The organism is Thalassoglobus sp. JC818, from assembly GCF_040717535.1.
Classification (GTDB): Bacteria; Planctomycetota; Planctomycetia; order Planctomycetales; family Planctomycetaceae; genus Thalassoglobus.
The window spans coordinates 878594-899117 of sequence record NZ_JBFEFI010000002.1 but is presented as its reverse complement, the minus strand read 5'-3'; the positions used below and the strand labels follow the sequence as shown (position 1 = coordinate 899117).

Below are 20524 nucleotides of genomic sequence, written 5' to 3'. Positions count from 1 at the left end.
TCATGATCTGCGCGAATCGCTCCAGATTTCCTCCTGACACAGAGGAGAAATTTGATTCGGTCTGGATCGGCAGTTAATATAATGGTAAACATTTGTAGGAGTACATCGGCAAGGGCTTCTTCTCACCCCGTCGATTGAGATCATTTTCCAGTTGCCAGCCTCGTTGTACAACATGAAACAGGCCGCCAGGAGTTGACAGATGCTGCACCGACAACGTTCCCAAGCTGCTCACAGAGTTGAACGACAGGGATTCACTCTGGTGGAACTGCTGGTTGTGATCGCGATTATTGGAATTCTGGTCTCGCTGTTAATGCCAGCTGTCCAGCGAGCTCGCGAGTCAGCACGTCGAACGTCCTGCCTCAATAACCTCAAGCAAATCGGCTTGGCATCGCACAACTACCTCGACGCGCATAGAACGTTTCCTTCCGGATGGGTCGAACCAGAGCCGAGTGAAGATGACCCGGATGTCCAGACCTACTGTGACATCGACATTTCCAGCTACTTCACATCTCCGCTGGTGATTCCTAAAGGCAACCAGACTCCCATTACAATCCAGGATTGGACGATGGGACGATACTGGGGAGTTCATGCGTTCCTGCTCGACTTCATCGAACAAACGACCCTCGATATCGACTTCCGCCTCGACAAAACTGCGAACGATCCCGGTCTGCCTCTGAACAGTAACTGGGAATACATTCAGGCCGCCATTCCAACCTACGTCTGTCCGAGCGCAACTTATCCGGACAAGCGTCCGGGAAACCTCGGTTACTCAAGCTACCGCGGATCAATGGGATACCTCAATAATCCAGATGGCCCAGTTGAGAACGGAATCTTCTTCCGCAACAGCGGTATCGACGACTCGGACATCACCGACGGAATGTCGAACACGATCCTCTTCGGAGAGTCCCTCTTCGGTGGTTTCTGGGGAGACACTTACTCCTGCTGTGCTCGGGGACGAGACGATCTTCCCGAAGGCCGATTCGACACTTACTGGGAAGGAACTCCACCTGAAGCTCAGAACTGCGGCCTCACAGGCAATGTTCACTTCTTCGGATTCGGAAGCTACCACGGAGATCTGGTCATGATGGGGCTCGCAGACGGGTCAACTCGATCGCTCGCCAAGAACATCGATGACCTGACGTTCTTCGCACTCTGCACACGCAACGGACACGAAGCGATCGGCGAAGAGTTTTAGAGCTGAATTCTCATCGCGAAAATCGAACTCATCCCCGATACGCTGTTTGAGTCGAGCCACTAGTTCAGGTAAGCTCGAAACCATTGTTGTAGACCACTTCAGCTCGCCTGAACAATCTTAACCCGACGAGTTCAACATTCGTCAGGCCAGCGAACCGTTCCGCGCATTCACGTCCAACCGCATCGAGCGTGAGTGCACCCTCTCGCTTTCCGAACAGCTTCTCGTCATGGAGCTTTGACCAAAAATCGAACAGCTTCAAATTTGGTTTGCACTGACTCGCTCGAGCAAACTCAGCTTATTAACGCTCGCTCTAAAGTTTGAAGGCTCGGCTTCCGCCTGCATGGCCAGCTTCGAGGAAGGTGGCCAAAACCTGTCGAATCTCATCAGGCTGCAGGGGTTTGGAAATGAATCCATCCATCCCCGCTTCGAGGCACTGTGATTTGACGGACTCAATCACGTGGGCGGTCATCGCGAGAATCGGGATTCGTTTTCCGCTGTTCGATTCCAATTCGCGTTGAAGCCGCGTGGCGGTCAACCCGTCCATGTCGGGCATTTCGACATCCATCAATACCAAATCGAAATCGCCATTCCCCATTTGCTCCAATGCTTCGTGGCCGCTGGCGGCGGTGACAACTTCGTGTCCGAAGAGTTCTAACAACCCTTCCGCGACGTCGCGATTCACGTCGCTATCGTCGGTGACCAGAATTCGCAGAACTGTTTCTTGGGGGGGAGTATTCGGACTTTCACAGAACTCTTCGTGTTCGGAATCTGACTTGATGAAGGACTGCCGCAGCATGTTCACGAGCACTGTTTCAGTGACCGGTTTCTCAATCACTTGAGTGACACCCAACTCTTCAAGGCGATTGGCAGCATCGACAGCACCCGCCGGCAGCAGGACAAGAAGTCGATCGGAGTCCAGCACGCTTGACCGAATTCCATCTTCCAACAGCTCAAATTCGTGATCCGAATTGAGCATTAAGTCAAAGATGATGCGATCAAAAGCGGACTCCGGTCCCGCGAGAAGCAGTCGTGCTTCTTCGGCATCCGAACAAACGGAGACCGACAAATCGTGAGCTTCAAAGATCGCAGCAACTTCGCCCACGAACTCTCGATCTCGATTGAAATAGAACACTGAGAGATGTTCGTCTCCATCAACAAAACGCGAGCCTTCCGCACCGGTCATTTCGAACGGAATTTCAAAGTAGAACTGGCTTCCGCTACCCTCTTCACTTTCGACCCAGATCTTCCCGCCCATGAGCGAAATCAGCTGTGATGAAATGGCCAACCCCAAGCCTGTTCCTCCAAATCGTCGCGTAACCGACGCCTGTCCCTGATCGAACGCACAGAAAATTCGATCGCGTGTCTCTTCTGGAATTCCGATTCCAGTATCCGCTACGCAGAAGCGAACACGGGCGGTTCCTGCTGCATCTTCCGCGCGTTCGGCGGTCACTCGAACTTCACCAGAGGTTGTGAACTTCAGTGCGTTTCCGATCAAGTTGACGAGAATCTGGTTCAAGCGATTCGCATCTCCCATGACTCTTACAGGCACTCCCTCCAAAGCGAGACAGGAGATATCCAGCCCCTTCCGAGTCGCTGCCCCGGCGAACAGGCGAACCGCATCGGCAATCGATTCGTGCAAGTCGAACGGAATCGATTCGACATCCATTTTCCCGGACTCGATTTTTGAGAAGTCCAGAATGTCGTTCAGAATGGCCAACAGGGAATTGGCTGATTTATGGACCGTTCCAAGATAGGTTCGCTGACGGCTGTCCAAATCTGTGGAGAGTGCCAGCTCGCTCATTCCAATGATGCCATTCATCGGAGTTCGAATCTCGTGGCTCATCGCTGCCAAGAATCGACTCTTCGCTTTGTTGGCTTCTTCAGCAGCCATTTTCGAAGCGACAAGCTCCCCTTGCGCCAATCGCAACTTCGTCGCCACCCGCTCGAGTTCGAGGTTCGACTTCGCAAGCTGTCGAGCACGCTCTTGAACCGTCTGGGTACGCTCAGCCACGCGATGCTCCAGCGTCGCATTCAATTGTTCCAGTTGTTCGAAGCCTTCGGCGTTCTCGAACGCCGCACCGACGAGTGTGGCGATGAATTCTGCGATTCGTTCTTCATCGGCTCCAAAAAACACTTCACTCCCGCGATGGGTTGCATAGAGACATGCAACCGTGAATCCACGAACCTGGATCGGAACACACAGTGCAGAGAAATCCGTCTCTGCGACTCGATGTTCGAAGTCCGGCTGTCGACAGACGACTTCCTTCTTTCGAACCGCGATTTCGATCAGCTTTCGACAATCGGCGGTGATGTCTTCTTCTTCGCTTGAGATCTGCTGATTCTCATCAAACAACACCAACCGGGCTGACTCCGTCCGTAGAAGTCGGCACGATGCTGTTCGAGCCTCTCTGATGATCGCCTCTTTTGACAGCGCAGAGATGATCACACGCCCTGACTGCAACAGGGTTTCGAATCTGTCCACCAGAGATAGCGTCGTCGATGCCCGTTGCCGGATCGTCCCTCGATGAAACGAATTCGGCTGCAACGCAGAATAAGATTGTGGTGATTGATCCGGCACAAAGTCCTCGATCGAAAATCCCCATTCACGAGCAATCCGCGACCAGACCGCCAACGTCGTCGCGTACTCAGTTCGAGCTTGTTGCGCCTGTGCAACATTTAAACTCTTTTGAAACGCACGTTTCGCAACTCTGGCGCGTCCTTGCATAGTCGCCAACAGTCCCAGTTCGCGATATAGATGCGGAAGATCATTGCGGAACCTCCATCGCTGCCTCAACCCTTTACGAACCCAACGATGAGCCTCCTTGAGATATTTTCGGCGCTGAAATGGAGAGAGTGACGTTTCCATTTCTGCATTGATTCGACAAGCAGTCCCCAACCACGCATAAACCGGAACGGTATACGGATTCCGAACACCGGCCGTTTCAACGATCTGTACTGCTGACCGGAGTAACTCTTCTGCCTGCTGCGGTTGTTGATCGTTTAACAATTTGACGGCGTGTGCAATTAAAACCTGTGTACGCCCCTGCACATCAGATCGAGGACGATTAATCTCTTCTTGCAGCGTATGTTCCGGGATTAAATGTGACGCAACTCGTGCCCAAACGTCTAGAATAATCCCCGAAGCTTGTTCATCTCCGAGTGTAATTCCGGAATGATAATTTAACCTTGAAGTTGCGAGCGCAGCTTCGTATTCCCCTAATCGAAGCTGAGAGGCAGCGATTTGATATCTGGCAATGTGAACTTGCCAGAAATCACCTGTTCGTTCCAGAATCTGGATCGCCTTCTGACATTTCTCAATACATTCGCGATACCGTGACGCGGCATAATGAACCACTCCATGATAGTGCAGCGACTGTCCCTGTCCCCACAAGTCTCCGAGGCTCGTCCGAATCTGAAACGACCTCTCAACATATCGAATGCTTCGCGGATAATATCCCGTGAGCATCATTGCGGGAGCATGGTCTGAATACGCCTGTGCCAACTCGAGGCTTGGTTGATAACGTTCGCCGAGATTCATTCCTCGAAGGTGCGTCCACATCGCCAGCGTCAGGCTTCGGCAATACCAATAAGTATGTGACAACCCACTATAAAGCCGGAGGACGAGGGCTTCCCGGGGATTCGGTGGACGTCGTCCGCGATATAGTGAAGCTGGCAACATCGTATGCAGAATCTGTATCACGATCTCAAAGGCCAGCATCAGAAACAAAGAGAGTTTGCTGTTGGGAATCTTTCGACCGAGCAAGCGAAGTGCAGATTCGAATTCGAGGATTGCTCCTTCCATGTCTCCGCGTTTCCGACGAAGTTCACCACGTTTTTCGCGGACTTCAGCTTCCGCCTCCGCACCGCTCGCCAGTCGCGCAGCGATCTTCAGAATTTTCTCAGCCGAGTCGTACTTCCCGCGAAGCATTAAAACTTCGCCGAGTTCCTTCGTAATCTCGAATCGAACATCCGCACTTTCGTACCGTGCTCCTCGCTGTGCAATTAAAAATTGTTGCTCAGCGAGTTCCAGTGCATGAGACTTTCTCGCGGACTTCGCAGATTCTCTCGCAAAGCGAAGTGCTGATCTGTGGTCTCCAGCTGCGTCGAAGTGATATGCGAGTTCGGCGGTCCGATCGGGGGCGACCGTCTGCAAATGTGCGGCTGCCCGTTTGTGATGACGTTTCTTCTCCTCGCGCGGAAGATTGTCTAGCAGCGTCTCTCGAACACGATCATGCACAAACGAGCATTCGCCACTACTGAACTGACACCACATCAAGTGCCGTTTTCGCGCATCGTGAATCGCTTCGTACGCTTGCCTGGGAGTCAGCCCTGCGATCTCCATAGCCATCGACAATTCGAAGTGGCTTCCGAGCACAGCTCCGACTGACAAGAGCTGTCGAGTCTTCTCATCCAGCAGATTAAGTCTCTGCGACAAAAACTCGCCGGCATGTGTAGACGATTGAACCTTGGCGAGAGCTTCTTCGTCAACCTGCCAACCTTCATCACCTGGAATCAGCGAATTGGTTTCGACCAGGCCGTGCAACACTGCGGCAGCCATGAACGGAACGCCATCCGAAAACCGGACCAGCGTCTCGACTGCTGAATTGGGCAACGGTCCCGCCATCGATTCCACGAGACGTTGAGTGTCGTGACGACTCAGCGGCCCCAGCTTGAGATGAACGTCAGGATTCAACAAACGCATCGCGTGAGTTTCCGCCACCTCTTCCGTTCGGAATGAGATGACGAGTTGAACATATCGGCCGAGCGGCGACTGAGCGGGGTCGACGAGTTTCCAATACCGAATCAAACCCACGACGAGATCGGTGGCCCACTGGCAGTCATCCAGAATGACCACTGCTGGACGTTCTTTTGAGCCGAGAGAGCTGATCAAAGCCGCCAGTGCGCTGATTGTCTGAGACTCTTCAATTGCGACCGGGTCAAAGGAACTTGCACTCTCCACTTCGAGGAGCGACTTCATTTTCGGAACAGCTGTCCCGATGATCGAACTGCGATCCTGCAGATGCTCTTTTAGTTCCTTCAGAAATTCCGGTCTCCGTTCTCCGAGATGTTCAATCTGGCCAGCGATCGAATCGAAGAAGGGAAACGAGTGAGCACTTCCATCCGAAGTTGCGCGTCCTGAGAAAATGGTCAGCCCGTTTTGTGAAGCTCGAGACGAGAACTCCGAGATCAGACGCGACTTCCCGTATCCCGATTCGCCTTCGATGAAAACGAGCTTGCCATCGCCGGACCGACAATGCTCAATCGCATTGTCGAGTATTTCAATCTCGTTTCGTCTGGCAACAAATGCTGGGGAAACGAGTGTTTTTCGACGATCTCTTGCTCCGATGACGACATCAGGGTTGGCGTCACCCTGTTCGATGGCAGCCAGCACGTCGTCAATGTCAGCGATCAACGCACTGACTGACTGGTATCGTCCGTGCGGTTCGCGGCAAAGTGTTCGCTCCAGAATCTCATCGATAGCCCGCGGAACAACGATTCCCAGCTCACGAACTTTCGGAACAGAGTGCGTTGCCTGCCGAAGCAACAGATCGTTTAGGTTCTTCCCCTGAAACGGTGGCCGACCAGTCAGGCACTGAAAGAGCAAACATCCAGCGGAATAGATGTTTGAAAGTTCGGTGAGTGGTTCATTGATCACCCCACTCTGCTCGGGTGACAAACACTCAGCGAGTGCCAGCTTCTCGCTGTTGGAAAGGCCACTGGGACTCAGCAATTTGACCGGATCGGGCGCTCCAATTCCGTTCAGAAGTACCCGTGGTGTCTTGCCAATCTCTCTGAGAAAAATCTGATCCGCCCGAATCGATCGATGCAGCAAACTCGACTCGTGCAGGACTTCAATGGCCCGTAGCACTTCTTTGACGATACGGAGAGACATCTCCCCGTGATAAGTTTCCTGTTCGAGTAACTCCTGAAGCGTGGGGGAAGTCTCGAATTCAAGGATCACCCAGTAGCGTCCGTGCTCATATCCACAAAATAAAATTGGGATGAGATTCGGATGCGACACGCCAGCATAGATCGAGGCTTCCTGTTCGATCTGAAGCAACACAGTCTTGGAGACATCACGTGGATTGAGCGACCTCATGAACACGCGCGCGTTCGTGCGCGTGTCGATTCCGATGAGTGCCGAACTCCCTTCGATTTCGTAGAGCAGTTCCAATGCACAGAAATTGCCGTTGACCACAGGCAACTCTGTGAGCATCTCCTTCATGTTCCCGACGCGGGCACCGTCTGAATGATGATCGGCAGACGTGGCTGACATTGCGTCCCAGTTGAAGTCTGTGCTGTGTGGACCATTGGAAACGCCTGTCTCGATGCGTCTGGTGATCCACAAAGGGTCTGATTTGGACAGAAACTTTTTAAGAACTAGCACAGAATCCGCGCAAGCGGAGAGATTGATGCCGGACAGTTAAGAAATTCGCATTGCGAAAAGTGGAGAAAGCGAGGCATTCCGATTAGAGAGAGTTGATCACGTTGCCAGAGAACAACAAAGTCTTCAGATCGATTTCTTCATTACAAGGTTGACATTCGTCAAAGACATTCTGATGCTAAGCCCGTGGCGGGCAGACCAAGTTTGTATTTTGAATCCACCGAACGACAGGATCTGAATATGGCAGTTCTGCCAACGCCTTCTCACCAAGAAATCGAACAGTTCTTTTCAACCGAAGTCAAACAATTTTCTGACGCTTTATCTTCTCTTGAAAGTCGCATCTCTCCCGACGCTCAACCACAGGCCGATGAACTCCTCGAAGAGTTGACTGAGGCCATACATCGATCCCGAAAAGATTGTGAGCGCATTGAAGCTTTGATTGGCGACGACGCACAGCTGCTCCGAGAGTCTCAAAACCGCTTTCGAAACGAGATCGCTTCCGTCTTTGACCAAAGCTGGTTTATGCAGCGAGCGAAAGAGAAGCCTCGCGGCTACCCCGGTGACTTCGAAATGCTCACTGCAATTTACGACGGGAAACCAAAATCGACCGGGATTGGCGGCTATCTCGACCTGTACTTTCTCAATTCCGACCTTGCTCGGGCTGTCTGTTTCCGACTGGCAGCAATCAAGCAGTTCTTGCTCGAAGAAGCTGAGAACCGCGGAGGTCAGTTCGCAATCCTGGATGTCGCCAGCGGCCCCGGTCGCGAGTTCGCCGACGGTCTCTCGAACTGCCCGCCTATCCAGTTGACCTGTGTTGATTCTGACGAAGGAGCACTGGACTACCTCCAGCGACACATTTCTCAGGAAGCTGAGAGCTCTATCGAACTGCAGTGCGTCAAATACAACGCACTGAAAATGACTCAGGCTAAGAAAAACCTTGAGCAGTTCGGGGAATCCGATCTCATCTACAGCGTCGGGCTGTGCGATTACATCCCTGACCGGTATTTGATTCGCATGCTGGACGGATGGAGGCAATCTGTCAGCCAGGACGGAATCGTCTACGTCGCTTTCAAAGACTGCCTGAGGTATTGTGCTGCAGAGTATCAGTGGCATGTCGACTGGTACTTCTACCAGCGGACCGAAGAAGATTGCATCCGCCTCTTCGCTGAAGCAGGTTACGACACGGATCAGCTTGCAATTTCACGCGATGAAACCAACATCATCATCAATTTTGTCGCCCGAGGATCAGCTCTGTCTTCCGGATCTCAGGGCTTGCAAGGGACTGCGAACGCGACGAATTCCCAGTACCGAAATGATGCTGTGACTCCACTCGACGAGTCAACTTAGCCTCGCTGCAACGGACGCTTCCAGTCGGTGAATCATTCTCTCAGCCGAGAGAATGATTCACTTGCGCGAGCAAACTCAGCTCTTTAATGAGTGAGACCACGCAAGTGAGTGCACTGGAAAGAGCAACCTGCTCTAGAATCTTTTAATGGCACTGATTGAGATGGCGTGCGACTCGTTGGTGTGTCTGGCGTTGTCAAAGTCGCCACCGATGAAGTCGCTATTGCCAACAGTCCGATCACTCCCGAACGCATACATGTATGAGAGATCAATATCCCAGTCGGCCCAGCAGCATCCGTAACCAGCTGTGAAACCGTTCTGCGAAAACGACTGAATGAGCGGGGTCAGCGTGTTGTTCGGGATGGGATTATCGTTGTGCACATACCCGACACGGAACGTGCCGAGGCTTTCCGTTTCCAGTTCGTAACCGAATTTGAAGACGAAGCCATCTTTCCAGTCGAGCGGAAAGTTCTCAGTCACTTCAGGGAAGAACGCGAGCGATGGATCTGACAGCGTCACTTTAAATGCGTCATAGGCAGATGCCCAATCGGTCCAGATAATGTCGGCTGAGATCGTGTGAAACGGCATCAGTTCATGCTTGACCCCGAAGGCGACCGACTGTGGCCAGACAATCTCCGTATCCGCGTCGTATCTTGCTGTCCCTGCGAGCGGAATCGTGACTCGTGCTGGCCCATCGAGTTTCATGTCTGTTTCACTCTGATAGGTGACCCCCAGAGTCGTCACTTCGGTGAGATCGTATTGCAACCCCAAGGACCAGACGAACGCTGCTCCTGTTCCGCGCAAATCGAGGTAAACGGGAGTCCCTTGAGTCGGTCCGGGTTCTTGCAGGAAGTAGGGCAACCGAATTGACGTATAGGTGACGCCTACTCCGGCGGTTCCACCGATGCGAAGTCGATCAGTTGGCGCCCAGGCCAGACTGGGGAGAATTTTGGTCAGCGAGCCGAAAGAGTTGTATTCCTGGGGACCAAGAAACGGGAACGGACCATTCAGCTTATACGACTGCCCGAATCCCGCTGGCGTGAAAACACCCAGGCCGGCCGCCCAGACTCCGTCCGAACTTCTGCGCACCATCGAAAGTTGCGGCAAAGGGCTGATCGTCGAATCTGATGTCGTGCGGTTGTCTGGATCGGAATAAGAGAAATCGGTAATCAGCGTGTCGATCCCAATATCGATCAACCCATTGCCGGATACGGCTGCGATTCCGGCGGGATTGTCGTAAATCAACGCCCCGTTGTCGCGATGCGCAACGTTTGTCCCACCACGACCGATCGCCCGTGAAGAAATCCCATAGAGATAGGTTCCCTCAGCGTATCCCGACTGGGCAAAGACGACGACACAGAAGAGAGTTGCAAACGCTCGTTTGAATTGTTTCATCCTTGAGTTCCCATCAAGCGTTGCAGCATGCCATCCAACGCAGTCACTAGACTCTTTTCGCTTCGTCCGGGAATGCCATCAAACTGCAAGAAACTCTTACAACCACCACAATTGGACGGATGGTCCAACTGGTCTACGCCCTATAACCGGATCAGCCCTTCAACTTTATCGACTCCGAATGACCAGCCACGGCCGATCATAACTGTCGTCCCGAATTTAACGATTATGCCGTTTATTCACTTTGCGCCGTTATCTTTGCCCTTCTCTTGGGCATTTCCGAAACCTGACACGGAACTGTTCACTCATCCGATACGCCACCCGGTTTCGTGAAATAGCGTTTATCAAACTGCCATTTTGCCGAACATGTGAGTATTCCAATGAGATCTTCCGAACCGACGCTGACAGATGAATGCGTTCCGTTGATCGAACTCCAGAAACTGGTCGACCGGTGCCTGGGGAAACTCGAACTTGTCGACAAACTGATCAACCGTTTTAAGGGCAGCTTGCAAGACTCAAGTGAACAGTTGCAGCAAGCAATGGATCTGCGGAACTTTGTGGAGTTGGCTCAGGGAGCCCATCGTTTGAGGGGCGAAGCAGCAAACCTGAATGCAACTCGCATTGCGAAACTCGCACTGAAACTCGAAACCGCTGCGCGTGAAGAAGATGACCGGGCCTCTCAAGTTTGCCTCAATGAACTGATTGAAGCGAGCGACCAGTTTGAGATGGAGGTTCGGCCGTTCTCAATGACTCCCAAAGTCGAAGAACGCTTCCGTAGGCCGAGATACAAAGGATTCTGAAGCGATGGATATCCTCGTCGCTGATGACGACTACTCCACCACCGAAACACTTCGAAACGCACTCGAAGCGTTCGGATACGATGTGACCGTCGCCAGAGATGGAACGGAAGCATATCAGTATCTCCGAACCGGGCAGTTTCGATTGTTCATCTCAGACTGGGAAATGCCTGGGATGACTGGGCTCGAACTGTGTCGCGAAGTTCGTTCACGACACAGCGGCGGATATATCTATCTGATCCTGCTCACTTCCTACTCGAGCATGGAAGATGTCGTTCAAGGTCTGGAAGCTGGGGCTGACGACTTCATTACAAAACCGTTCAACCCGAGTGAACTACTCGTGAGAGTTCGCGCGGGCGAGAGAATTCTCGGACTCGAAAGCCGGGAGTTGACGATCTTTGCATTGGCGAAGTTGGCCGAGTCCCGTGATCAGGAGACCGGTGCACATCTCGAACGAATGCGGGAATACGCTCGCATCCTCGCTGAAGAACTCGCCCAGACAGATGAGTTTGGAGACATCGTCGATGGAGATTACATCAACCTGCTGCACCTCACGACTCCGCTTCACGACATCGGTAAAGTCGCCATTCCTGACAGCATTCTCCTCAAACCGGGAAGACTGACTCGCCAGGAATTCGAGGTCATGAAAACACATACGACTCTCGGTGCGAAAACATTGACCGAAGTCGCGACGCATCATCCCAACGCCAGCTATCTCGAAATGGCTCGAGATATTGCACTCACCCATCACGAACGAGTCGACGGGCAAGGTTACCCCAACGGACTGCGAGGGGATCAAATTCCACTCTGCGGGAGAATTACCGCCCTCGCCGACGTGTACGATGCCCTCACAAGCAAACGGGTCTATAAAGACGCCTATTCACACGATGTCGCAAAAGCGATCACCCTTCGCAACAGCGGATCACACTTTGATCCGGAAATCGTGCAGGCATTCCTTCGATGTGAGTCACACTTTCTCGACGTGAAGTCCCACTTCGAAGACTTCTGCCTCGTTCACTGACATCCAGTGACAGCGCGGCCAAGCGAATCTCCGAAACTGTTCGAATATCACCTCGGAATCGCTAACCTGTTTCATTATCGGCAAGAGTCGATGATCTCCAGGTTGGTGAATTGCGAAGGTGTTCGATGCTGAGGCAACTACTGTACTGTTTGGGAACGATTGCCACTCTCTTCTCCCCTGTTCTTGCGGGGGTCGGCGATCCACAGCTGCAAACCGATCATCCTTGGTATCCCGGTGAGTTATCTTGCTCTAGCTTCGAACGTCTTCAAGCGACACAAGCCCGTCTCTTTGAACACGTCACAGGATCTCCTCCGCAAACTGAAGAGGAGAAAGTGCTGGCTGCGTGGATGTGGAGGAATCTTCACTATGCACACGGAGAAGAAGGACGTCAGGATCTCTGGGAACGAGGATTCACCACCGGTGACACAACCACAAGAGAATTCTGGTCGGGCCTCTTCAGCCATGGATACGGTCTCTGCGGGACAACACATGCTCAGTGGACAGTCGAACTGAACGCTCTGCTCGGGCACTGTCGCAGCCGAACAGTTGGTGTGAACGGACACAATGCACTCGAAGTCTTCATCCGTGGCAACGAGTATGGACGGGGTCGATGGATTCTGCTTGATCATGATCTGTCGACTGTTGTGTTTGCCGAAGATGGCTCGCGGATGCTCTCAATCTCCGAAATCGGTAACAACCTCGCCTTAACCGATCCGAGCTTTCGCATCGAACGTCAACATGGCTGGCCGCTCGCTGGCCTTCATCCTGACGATGCCAGGGAAGTCTATCGACAAGTCCGGTTCGTGGAACATCTACCGGGCTATGCTGGACCGACTCCCAAAATCCACCTTCGCTCCGGGGAAACACTCACTCGTTTTTTCAAACCGGGACTTGAAGACGGACAGACTTTCGTCTTTTGGGGGCGAAATTATCGTGCTGGCGACATCCCCGGCCCAGAGCGCAACCGCACCTGGATTAACCAACCCGAGCGATTCTTCGAGAATCCAGACGGTGCAGGCTATCAGCGAGGACAAGCCCGCTACGGCAACGCGGTCTTTGAATATCGTCCTGACTTCAGCGATGGGAGTTTTCTGGAGGGAACTGTTTCCTCAGGTCCTCAACACGTAAACTTTGAGTTTCAATCTCCATTCTTAATCGCCGCTACTCCACCCAATGATTCTGATTGGGGAATCTACGAGGAAGGTTGCAGGAACGGACTTGTTGTCACCGCAGACATCGACATCACCCTCGGCGTATCGACCGATCGAGGTGAGACATGGACCGAAGCCAGCATGAGTTCTGGATCTGTCGACCTGACCGATGCCGTGAAAGGCTGCCAGCAATACCTGCTTCGAATTAACGAGCCAGCGACGAAATTGACGGACGCAAACCTGCTCATCAGAACTGTCTGTCAGGCCAATCCCAATCTCTTTCCGAGGCTCAAAGAGAACGGAACCAATGTCACATTCGAGGCTTCTCACATCGCGACCGTCTCTGCAGGCCCGGCGGTCGACCTTGCGTCGAAGCATCGTCTCGACAATGGAGACAACCCGTCAGTCCAGATCCTGCAACTTGCAGCCCCGCGAAACGAACCGGTCACTCATCTCTATGCGGCAGCACATATCGCTTCTGGAAATCCGCCTGATCCGACAGTCGAGTACGCGTTGCACTATTCGACCGACCTTGGAGAAACCTGGCAGCCGATCGTGGAAAACTGGAAGATCGAAAGATCGTCCGAAGAGCCGCAAGACTTCTGGTCTCAAAGCTTCTGCTATGGAGACATCAGCCTTTCTCCGCCACATTCAGGCCCGGTTCAATTTCGCTCTTCGAACTCCAAGGGGAAGCCAATTCTCCGCTTCGAAGCTCACCTCGACTATCAAATCGAACACCCCGATGCATGCCGTGTGACTTTCGAATGGGAGGAAGAAGAAGGAACACAGCGAACCGAACAGAACACGTTCTCACCTGGCCAGAAATCTGCTTGGGAAATTGAAACTGGCTCGCGAGTCCAGATGCATTCTGTGAAGTTCGAAGTCGAATAGCATCCGCGACTTCCTTCGAAAACTGGTCTCAGAGCGCGTTATCTTTCGCTCCTCAGGCAGGTGCGAGAATCCCCTCGACACCACCTCTCACCCGGAGTTCTCGCTCTCCATAGGCCTCCTGAATTGCGTAGACCTCCAATACGCAAACGAACATTCACCAAAATTTATTCGTGTGGATAACGGTCGATTCGAGAACGACTTACGAGCGCAGCCATCCTCTCCGAAGCCCGTCTGCTCCTAAATCTTGGAAGATTTCGGCAACATTTTCAGTGCTCCAGCGATATTCAAATAGCAGACGATCCTTGGCCCACCCAATTCGCTCAGTCACTCAACGACATGGCGATTCGGGGCTTTGGGATCACTCTTTGAGCTGAGTCGGTCGAAAGCGGCCCTCGCAAACAACTGTTGTTCACTGCAAAGCCGAACAGAAACTGCGAGACGAAACGGACAAGATCGACGCGTGCAAAGAGATTCCCCTCAAATGGAGTAGATGTAATGCGGAAGCGATCTCAGGAGCAGTCGCAAACAGTGGCACTGAAGGTTGATGAAGACTTTTCACTCTTTCGAAGGACGGTCCTCCTGCACCGACTTTCACAATCAAGCAATTCAGAAGAAGATCGGTCCACACAGAAGACTGTGGACTCCGACAATTGGCCGCGAGCCAGTATCGAAAGTTTCGACGGGCCACCTCTCTCCCGGAATGCGGGATGATCATTGGCATCGGGATTCCCCGCAGACCTGCTTGAACGACAAAACTTCAATCGTCAAAGACTATTTCTGCGGAGCTGACTCAGAACGCCATTCGAGAGAATAAACTCCCTCCTGCCCCAGCCCCACGTAAGCCCACTCTCCAAACGGGTCGCACACCAAATCAACGACATCATCCGAAACTGTTGTCGACCACAAGAGTTCACCATCGGCATCAAGCCAGTAGAGTGCTCCTTCGACCGTTGAAACGATGAGACGATTTGGCTCGTAGCTCGCATCAAGACGATGCACCGTTCCGTCCAGAACGTATGACCCCACGCTGGCACCATCTCCATCATAGACTTCGACACCGTGTGCGAAGCTCGCGAGATAAACCAGATCGCCATCTCCGGTCAAACGCAGCCCGCCCACGTTGGACCAGTTCTTCTCCCGCCAGATCTCCGCCCCTGAAAGATTGAAGCAGCAGACCAGCCCATGTTCCGCCGCACCAAACAGGATCGGTTCATTCGGACAGAACCGCAGGAAGGCCAGTGGACGCAGAGTTTCAAACCGTCCGATCTTGCGACGACGTTCGTTATAGAACGTCGTTGTCGCATTCACATACGAGACAGCGAGGTGATTTCCAAAAGGTGAAATCGCAATTGCGAGCGGAATCTCGGAAGGCGTAAATTCGCCGACGACCTTTAAGTTTCGATCGAACCGGAGAATGAGATCTTCTCCGCAGAGCGCCGCCCCAAAGTTACCATCATCGCTCCAACTCAACTGTGTCGGTGGACTGTGCAGGTGAGTGATGGAAGCAATCTGACCGTGACGGTCAACGCGAGAAAGGGTTCCGGTGGCATCTGCCAAGAACAGGTCGCCCGTCTCGCGAGCATAGGCCATCGCTTCGAGCGACCCGTCAGTTGTGCTGTGCCATCTCATTCGTGGCCCGAGACCGCGCCCCTTCAGCCATTTCGGAGCGTGTTGGAGTTCCGGGTCACGGGCTGGGTTCATCGCTGAGTAAATTCAGGTTGAGTGAGGATTTTCATCGCGGCCTGGATGTCAGGGTCTGCGTAGACATCGACATCGCCGATCGGACGTTCAAAAGAACCATGATCGACGACGACATCCGGTGCAAGTCCAATGCTACCCCATGTCGAGCCGTTCGGCGAGTAGAATCGGGCTGTCGTAAGCCTGATACTCGTTCCAAAGCGAGCATCGAAGATCGTCTGAACACTCCACTTTCCGTAGCTCTTGCGTCCAACGACTGTTCCTCGTCGGTGGTCTTTGATCGCCCCAGCTACGATTTCGCTCGCGCTGGCACTGTTCTCGTCGATCAACAGGACGATAGGAATTCCCCATGTTCCGTTTTGCCTCGCCCGGTAAGTCGCGTTCTGATCGGAGACGCGGCCTTTAGTCGAGACAATCACTCCCTCATCGATGAAACGATCGAGGACTTCAATCGCAGCTGTTAACAATCCACCTGGATTTTCACGGACATCCCAGATCAGTGCTCGCATCCCTTGCTGATGCAGCTTCTGGAGAGCTTCATCCATTTCGCGAACTGTGTTCTGCTGAAAGCCGGTCATCTGGATGTAGGCGATTCCGTTTTGTGAATCGATGATCTTCGCGACTGACACGCTTTTGATCTGAACTTCACGACGTTGACACGTCACTTGAAATGTTCTGTAACCATCGCGATTGACGGTCAGCTGAACACTGGACCCCGCCTTACCAGTTAAGAGATCGGCAGCTTCCTGAGTCGTTAAATTGCGGCAGTCGGTTCCGTCAACAGCCGTAATTATATCTCCGCGCTTGAGCCCCTGCTCTGATGCAGGACTTTCCGGAAGCACTTGCTTGAGAGCCATTCCCAGGCCGGTTTCGCCTTCCATCACGATTCCGATCCCGACGAACTCGCCCTTGATGTTCCCGTACAGATCTTTTCGTCGACCTGGCGTCAGAATGCTGCTGTAGTCATCGAGGCAGTTAAAGGCTCCGAAGCAGTATTCCATGATGATCGGACCGGATGACAACCCAATCTCGTCATCGCATAACTTGCAAACTTCGCGAACCACACTTTGAGCATCGAACCGATGGTTGACCGGTTTCACCTTATTGTTCCAGTACATGTCATATAACTTGCGTCGAAGCTTTTCGATTCTCTCAGGTGATGCTCCGAAGAGATTCTCCTCAACGAATCGTTCATGACCGAGCGCCAGCCAGAGACTTTCGGTTCCGTGCGAGACGAGTGTGCTGACGCTAATTGAACTGACGAAATAGGACTGGACGTTCGTCAGAACATCGTCGTAGAGACTGAGCGCTGCCTCTTGAGACATGGGCTTCAACGTCGTCTGAAAGCTGTCATCGAGATAGCGGCGCTCGATGGAGAAATTCAACTTCGCGTATCGAAGTCGCAGCTTCAAAGTCTCGTCATTGGAAAACTGTTCCAGCGCAGACTCATAAACCTTGATCGCCCCGGACCAGTCCTTTTCGCTTTCGAGGGCCTCGCCGTTGCGAAGTGCAGACTGCACATCAACAACTCTAAAGTCCTCAGCCCCTTGCAGGAGTTGCGAACTCAGAAAGAGGAATAGAATCGCCGACGGAATACCAATCGTGTTTCGTAATGAAACGATGGAGTCTCCCATCGTGGTCCTCGCTTTCACTGATCAACCGGATTCTGAACGTCTGCGAATTCCGGCTTGTTCTGTTGCGTCGTCCTCCCTCCTTGAATGTCATTCCCACCGCGGACAACGAAATGTCAGCGGCTAATCCGTCCCATGGAACTTAGTCCACAATGCACTTTTGGGCAAAAGGATACAAGCGCGAAACTTAACTGAAACTTTCCTCCAGCGATGATTTTGATCAACACCATCAGGTTGTTCCGATCATCAGTGACTCTGACAGCTGTGTCAGGATTGCACGTCATGCGAACATTGAGATCCTCTCAACTTGAGCAACCGGACAGTTCGTTGAATTGCACCCCGCAATGTTGTCACAACCCCTTCCATGGTCAGCCGGTTGCGTCGAGACAATCAATCATTCCGAACGCGGCGCCTTCAACGATCACACCTGCGCAGATTGATGCAGCGCTTGTGGCGAAACTCTTCATTCTCCTGACAGGTTGCCTTTTTTTCACCTTCGCTGTTCGACCTTCAATGAATGCGTCTCGACCATCTACTTTCATTCAAGATGGTCCGCCGTACCGTCTGAGCCTGCCTACCGTTGAATTTCCATGATCTGATCACTGGTCATTCGAAATGGAAAACTGATCGATGCCCAAGCCCTTCGCCAGAAGGCATCGCGGAGAGACGACAGAAAGTCTTCCTCGTGAGCGCCGTCAACTGGCTCACAACACTCTTCGCCGATATGATCGGAGTTTCCGATGACGAAACACAACTGACGATTTCGCCCACGAATGAAAGCCGACATTCATGAGATATTCCTTCCTCCTCGCGTTACTGATCGCCATCCCTTCGCTTCAGGCGGAAGAGCGTCCCAACGTGCTCTTCGTCATCAGCGATGATCAGTCGTGGTTGCACGCCTCCGCGTACGGATGTGAATTCGTGCAAACACCGGCATTCGATCGGGTCGCCAGCGAGGGAATTCTCTTCAACAATGCTTTCGCAGCTTCGCCTGGATGCAGCCCGTGCCGAGCAGCGTTGCTGACTGGTCGGCACATCTGGCAGATCGAAAACGCAGGGACACATGCCAGCTCATTTCCTGCCAAATACCCGACGTTTCCGGAGGTATTAGCAGAGAACGGTTATCACGTCGGATACACCGGAAAAGGTTGGGGTCCCGGTAACTATAAGGATGACGGACGTACGGAAAACCCGGCAGGCCCCGCTTACGTCGGAGAAACTCTGGAGAGCCCGTACAAAGGAATCAGCAACAAAAATTACTCAGCGAACTTCAAGAACTTCCTTGGCCAGAAGCAACCGGATCAGCCCTTCTGCTTCTGGTATGGAGCACACGAACCGCATCGCAGTTTTGAAAAAGGATCGGGTCTGAAAGCAGGCAAAGACCTCGAAAAAGTCGAAGTCCCGCCCTTCCTTCCAGATCATCCTGAAATCCGATCCGACCTCGCGGACTATGCTGTCGAAATTGAATGGTTCGATCACCACCTCGGCGAAATCCTGAACGAACTCGAAGCAGCTGATGAACTCGAGAACACATTGATTATCGTCACTTCTGACAATGGGATGGCGTTCCCTCGAGCGAAAGCCAATTGCTACGAGTACGGCATTCACATGCCGCTCGCAATTCGATGGGGCGGCATCAATTCAGAAAGCCACCTCTCCGATGCACTGGTCGCCTTCGTCGATCTGACAGCCACGATTTACGACGTCGTCGGAATTCCGCATCCATCCACCGAATATCCCCTCTCGGGTCACAGCCTGCTTCCACTCCTGAAAGGGGACGAAGACGATTCCACTGATCGGGCCTTCGTCTTCTCCGGGCGAGAGCGACATTCCTCCTCACGCTATCAGACGCTTGCCTATCCCCAGCGAGCAATGCGGACAGCTCAATACTTATACATCCGAAATTTTCGACCGGAACGCTGGCCAGCTGGTGCCCCTCAAAAACTAAATAACGATGGAACTCTCGGACCGGAACACGGCGGATACCACGATATCGACGCCTGTCCAAGCTTGAGCTTTCTGATCGAACATCGCGACGACCCGGAAGTCGAAGAGTATTTTCATTACGCAGTCGACATGCGGCCCGAGATCGAGATCTTCGACATCGTGAGCGATCCTGGTTGCTTGACGAATCTCACTGGCGAACCTGAGTTCGCAGGAACCGAAGAGCAACTCGCTAAGCAGTTCAATCAATACCTGATCGAAACAGGCGACCCACGTGTGCTCGACGGAGGCGACATCTTCGAAACCTATCGCCGATACAGTTCGCTTCGCTCATTTCCAGTTCCTGAACACGTTGCCCAACACCGTGAGGAAATGGAACAGGACGGATGGATTCCGCTCTTCAACGGCCGCGATCTCGAAGGGTGGACAGCAAGTCCTCCGGCCGATTCGTTTACCGTCGTCAATGGCATGATTCGCGCCCACGCAACTCAGGACCAGTCTCACCTGTTCTACACCGGAGACGTTGAAGCAGCTGACTTCAATGACTTCGAATTGCTCGTCGAAGGCCTGACCACCCCAGGGTCAAACGGCGGAGTCTACTTTCACACGAAGTTTCAGGAAGAAGGATTTCCGAATGCTGGTCACGAAGTCCAAATGAACGCCAGCCACAAAAACACGACTCGAACCGGCAGCTTGTTCGCGGTCCAAAATCTCGATGAACCACCCGTTGGAGACGACGTTTTCTTCACGCTGCACATCCAGGTTCAGGGTGACACCGTGCAAATTCAGGTCGACGATGAAATTGTCGTCGAATACACGGAACCTGAAGAATACCAGCACCCTCGATACACAGAGCGACGCATCGATCACGGGACATTCGCACTGCAAGCCCACGATCCCGAGAGCATCGTTTATTTCCGAGAGATCTGGGTCCGACCACTCGATTAGGACACCTGCATTCCCCGGAATCGCAGATACTTCACAATGCAACGGCGGTTCAAATACCGAACCGCCAAATCGAACATCACTCACCAGAGTGTGAAGTTCGCAATTCCAACCGAGAAACAATCTTGCA

11 protein-coding genes are annotated in these 20524 nt (G+C 52.8%); 6 read left to right on the top strand and 5 right to left on the bottom strand.

Going from position 1 to position 20524, the window contains the following annotated elements; all coding sequences use genetic code 11:
• Positions 1 to 199: 199 nt before the first annotated feature.
• Entirely contained in the window at positions 200 to 1195 is a 996-nt protein-coding gene (locus tag AB1L42_RS07895) for a DUF1559 domain-containing protein (RefSeq protein WP_367053150.1), read from the top strand.
• Between the two features lie 310 nt (positions 1196 to 1505).
• Here AB1L42_RS07895 and AB1L42_RS07890 read toward each other — a convergent pair whose 3' ends face one another.
• On the bottom strand, positions 1506 to 7472 hold the full coding sequence (locus tag AB1L42_RS07890) for a response regulator (protein ID WP_367053149.1): 5967 nt from the start codon (positions 7470 to 7472) through the stop codon (positions 1506 to 1508).
• Positions 7473 to 7820: 348 nt separating this feature from the next.
• On the opposite strand from AB1L42_RS07890, the gene AB1L42_RS07885 reads away from it, so the two are divergent.
• Positions 7821 to 8927: a class I SAM-dependent methyltransferase gene (locus tag AB1L42_RS07885; RefSeq protein WP_367053148.1), complete on the top strand. Its 1107-nt coding sequence runs from the start codon at positions 7821 to 7823 to the stop codon at positions 8925 to 8927.
• A 132-nt stretch (positions 8928 to 9059) separates the two neighbouring features.
• Here AB1L42_RS07885 and AB1L42_RS07880 read toward each other — a convergent pair whose 3' ends face one another.
• Entirely contained in the window at positions 9060 to 10319 is a 1260-nt protein-coding gene (locus AB1L42_RS07880) for an outer membrane protein transport protein (RefSeq protein ID WP_367053147.1), read from the bottom strand.
• A 377-nt stretch (positions 10320 to 10696) separates the two neighbouring features.
• On the opposite strand from AB1L42_RS07880, the gene AB1L42_RS07875 reads away from it, so the two are divergent.
• The 3 genes from AB1L42_RS07875 (at position 10697) to AB1L42_RS07865 (ending at position 14176) form a co-directional block, all read left to right on the top strand.
• Positions 10697 to 11116, top strand: coding sequence for an Hpt domain-containing protein (locus AB1L42_RS07875; protein ID WP_367053146.1), 420 nt, complete (start codon positions 10697 to 10699; stop codon positions 11114 to 11116).
• 4 nt (positions 11117 to 11120) lie between these two features.
• The gene (locus tag AB1L42_RS07870) at positions 11121 to 12134 is read left to right on the top strand and encodes an HD domain-containing phosphohydrolase (RefSeq protein ID WP_367053145.1); all 1014 of its coding nucleotides are present in this window, start codon (positions 11121 to 11123) and stop codon (positions 12132 to 12134) included.
• Positions 12135 to 12259: 125 nt separating this feature from the next.
• Positions 12260 to 14176: a hypothetical protein gene (locus tag AB1L42_RS07865; RefSeq protein WP_367053144.1), complete on the top strand. Its 1917-nt coding sequence runs from the start codon at positions 12260 to 12262 to the stop codon at positions 14174 to 14176.
• Positions 14177 to 14947: 771 nt separating this feature from the next.
• Here the strand turns inward: AB1L42_RS07865 and AB1L42_RS07860 are convergent.
• The 3 genes from AB1L42_RS07860 to AB1L42_RS07850 all read right to left on the bottom strand — a co-directional run bounded on the left by AB1L42_RS07860 (position 14948) and on the right by AB1L42_RS07850 (position 18292).
• The gene (locus tag AB1L42_RS07860) at positions 14948 to 15877 is read right to left on the bottom strand and encodes a hypothetical protein (protein ID WP_367053143.1); all 930 of its coding nucleotides are present in this window, start codon (positions 15875 to 15877) and stop codon (positions 14948 to 14950) included.
• Entirely contained in the window at positions 15874 to 17508 is a 1635-nt protein-coding gene (locus AB1L42_RS07855) for a S41 family peptidase (RefSeq protein ID WP_367053142.1), read from the bottom strand. The genes AB1L42_RS07860 and AB1L42_RS07855 overlap by 4 nt, the downstream gene beginning before the upstream one ends.
• A gap of 571 nt (positions 17509 to 18079) precedes the next feature.
• A complete protein-coding gene (locus AB1L42_RS07850) occupies positions 18080 to 18292 on the bottom strand; it encodes a hypothetical protein (protein ID WP_367053141.1) in 213 nt (70 codons plus the stop codon).
• A 2-nt stretch (positions 18293 to 18294) separates the two neighbouring features.
• Between AB1L42_RS07850 and AB1L42_RS07845 the strand changes: the two genes are divergently transcribed.
• Complete coding sequence (locus AB1L42_RS07845) at positions 18295 to 20397, top strand: sulfatase-like hydrolase/transferase (RefSeq protein ID WP_367053140.1); 2103 nt, start codon at positions 18295 to 18297, stop codon at positions 20395 to 20397.
• Positions 20398 to 20524 lie beyond the last annotated feature (127 nt).

What these genes read in the sequence shown, in the direction of transcription:
- AB1L42_RS07895 (WP_367053150.1), top strand. Translation starts at nt 200, where the DNA reads ATGCTGCACCGACAACGTTCCCAAGCTGCTCACAGAGTTGAACGACAG.
- AB1L42_RS07890 (WP_367053149.1), bottom strand. Translation starts at nt 7,472, where the DNA reads ATGTCAGCCACGTCTGCCGATCATCATTCAGACGGTGCCCGCGTCGGG.
- AB1L42_RS07885 (WP_367053148.1), top strand. Translation starts at nt 7,821, where the DNA reads ATGGCAGTTCTGCCAACGCCTTCTCACCAAGAAATCGAACAGTTCTTT.
- AB1L42_RS07880 (WP_367053147.1), bottom strand. Translation starts at nt 10,319, where the DNA reads ATGAAACAATTCAAACGAGCGTTTGCAACTCTCTTCTGTGTCGTCGTC.
- AB1L42_RS07875 (WP_367053146.1), top strand. Translation starts at nt 10,697, where the DNA reads ATGAGATCTTCCGAACCGACGCTGACAGATGAATGCGTTCCGTTGATC.
- AB1L42_RS07870 (WP_367053145.1), top strand. Translation starts at nt 11,121, where the DNA reads ATGGATATCCTCGTCGCTGATGACGACTACTCCACCACCGAAACACTT.
- AB1L42_RS07865 (WP_367053144.1), top strand. Translation starts at nt 12,260, where the DNA reads ATGCTGAGGCAACTACTGTACTGTTTGGGAACGATTGCCACTCTCTTC.
- AB1L42_RS07860 (WP_367053143.1), bottom strand. Translation starts at nt 15,877, where the DNA reads ATGAACCCAGCCCGTGACCCGGAACTCCAACACGCTCCGAAATGGCTG.
- AB1L42_RS07855 (WP_367053142.1), bottom strand. Translation starts at nt 17,508, where the DNA reads ATGGGAGACTCCATCGTTTCATTACGAAACACGATTGGTATTCCGTCG.
- AB1L42_RS07850 (WP_367053141.1), bottom strand. Translation starts at nt 18,292, where the DNA reads ATGTCGGCTTTCATTCGTGGGCGAAATCGTCAGTTGTGTTTCGTCATC.
- AB1L42_RS07845 (WP_367053140.1), top strand. Translation starts at nt 18,295, where the DNA reads ATGAGATATTCCTTCCTCCTCGCGTTACTGATCGCCATCCCTTCGCTT.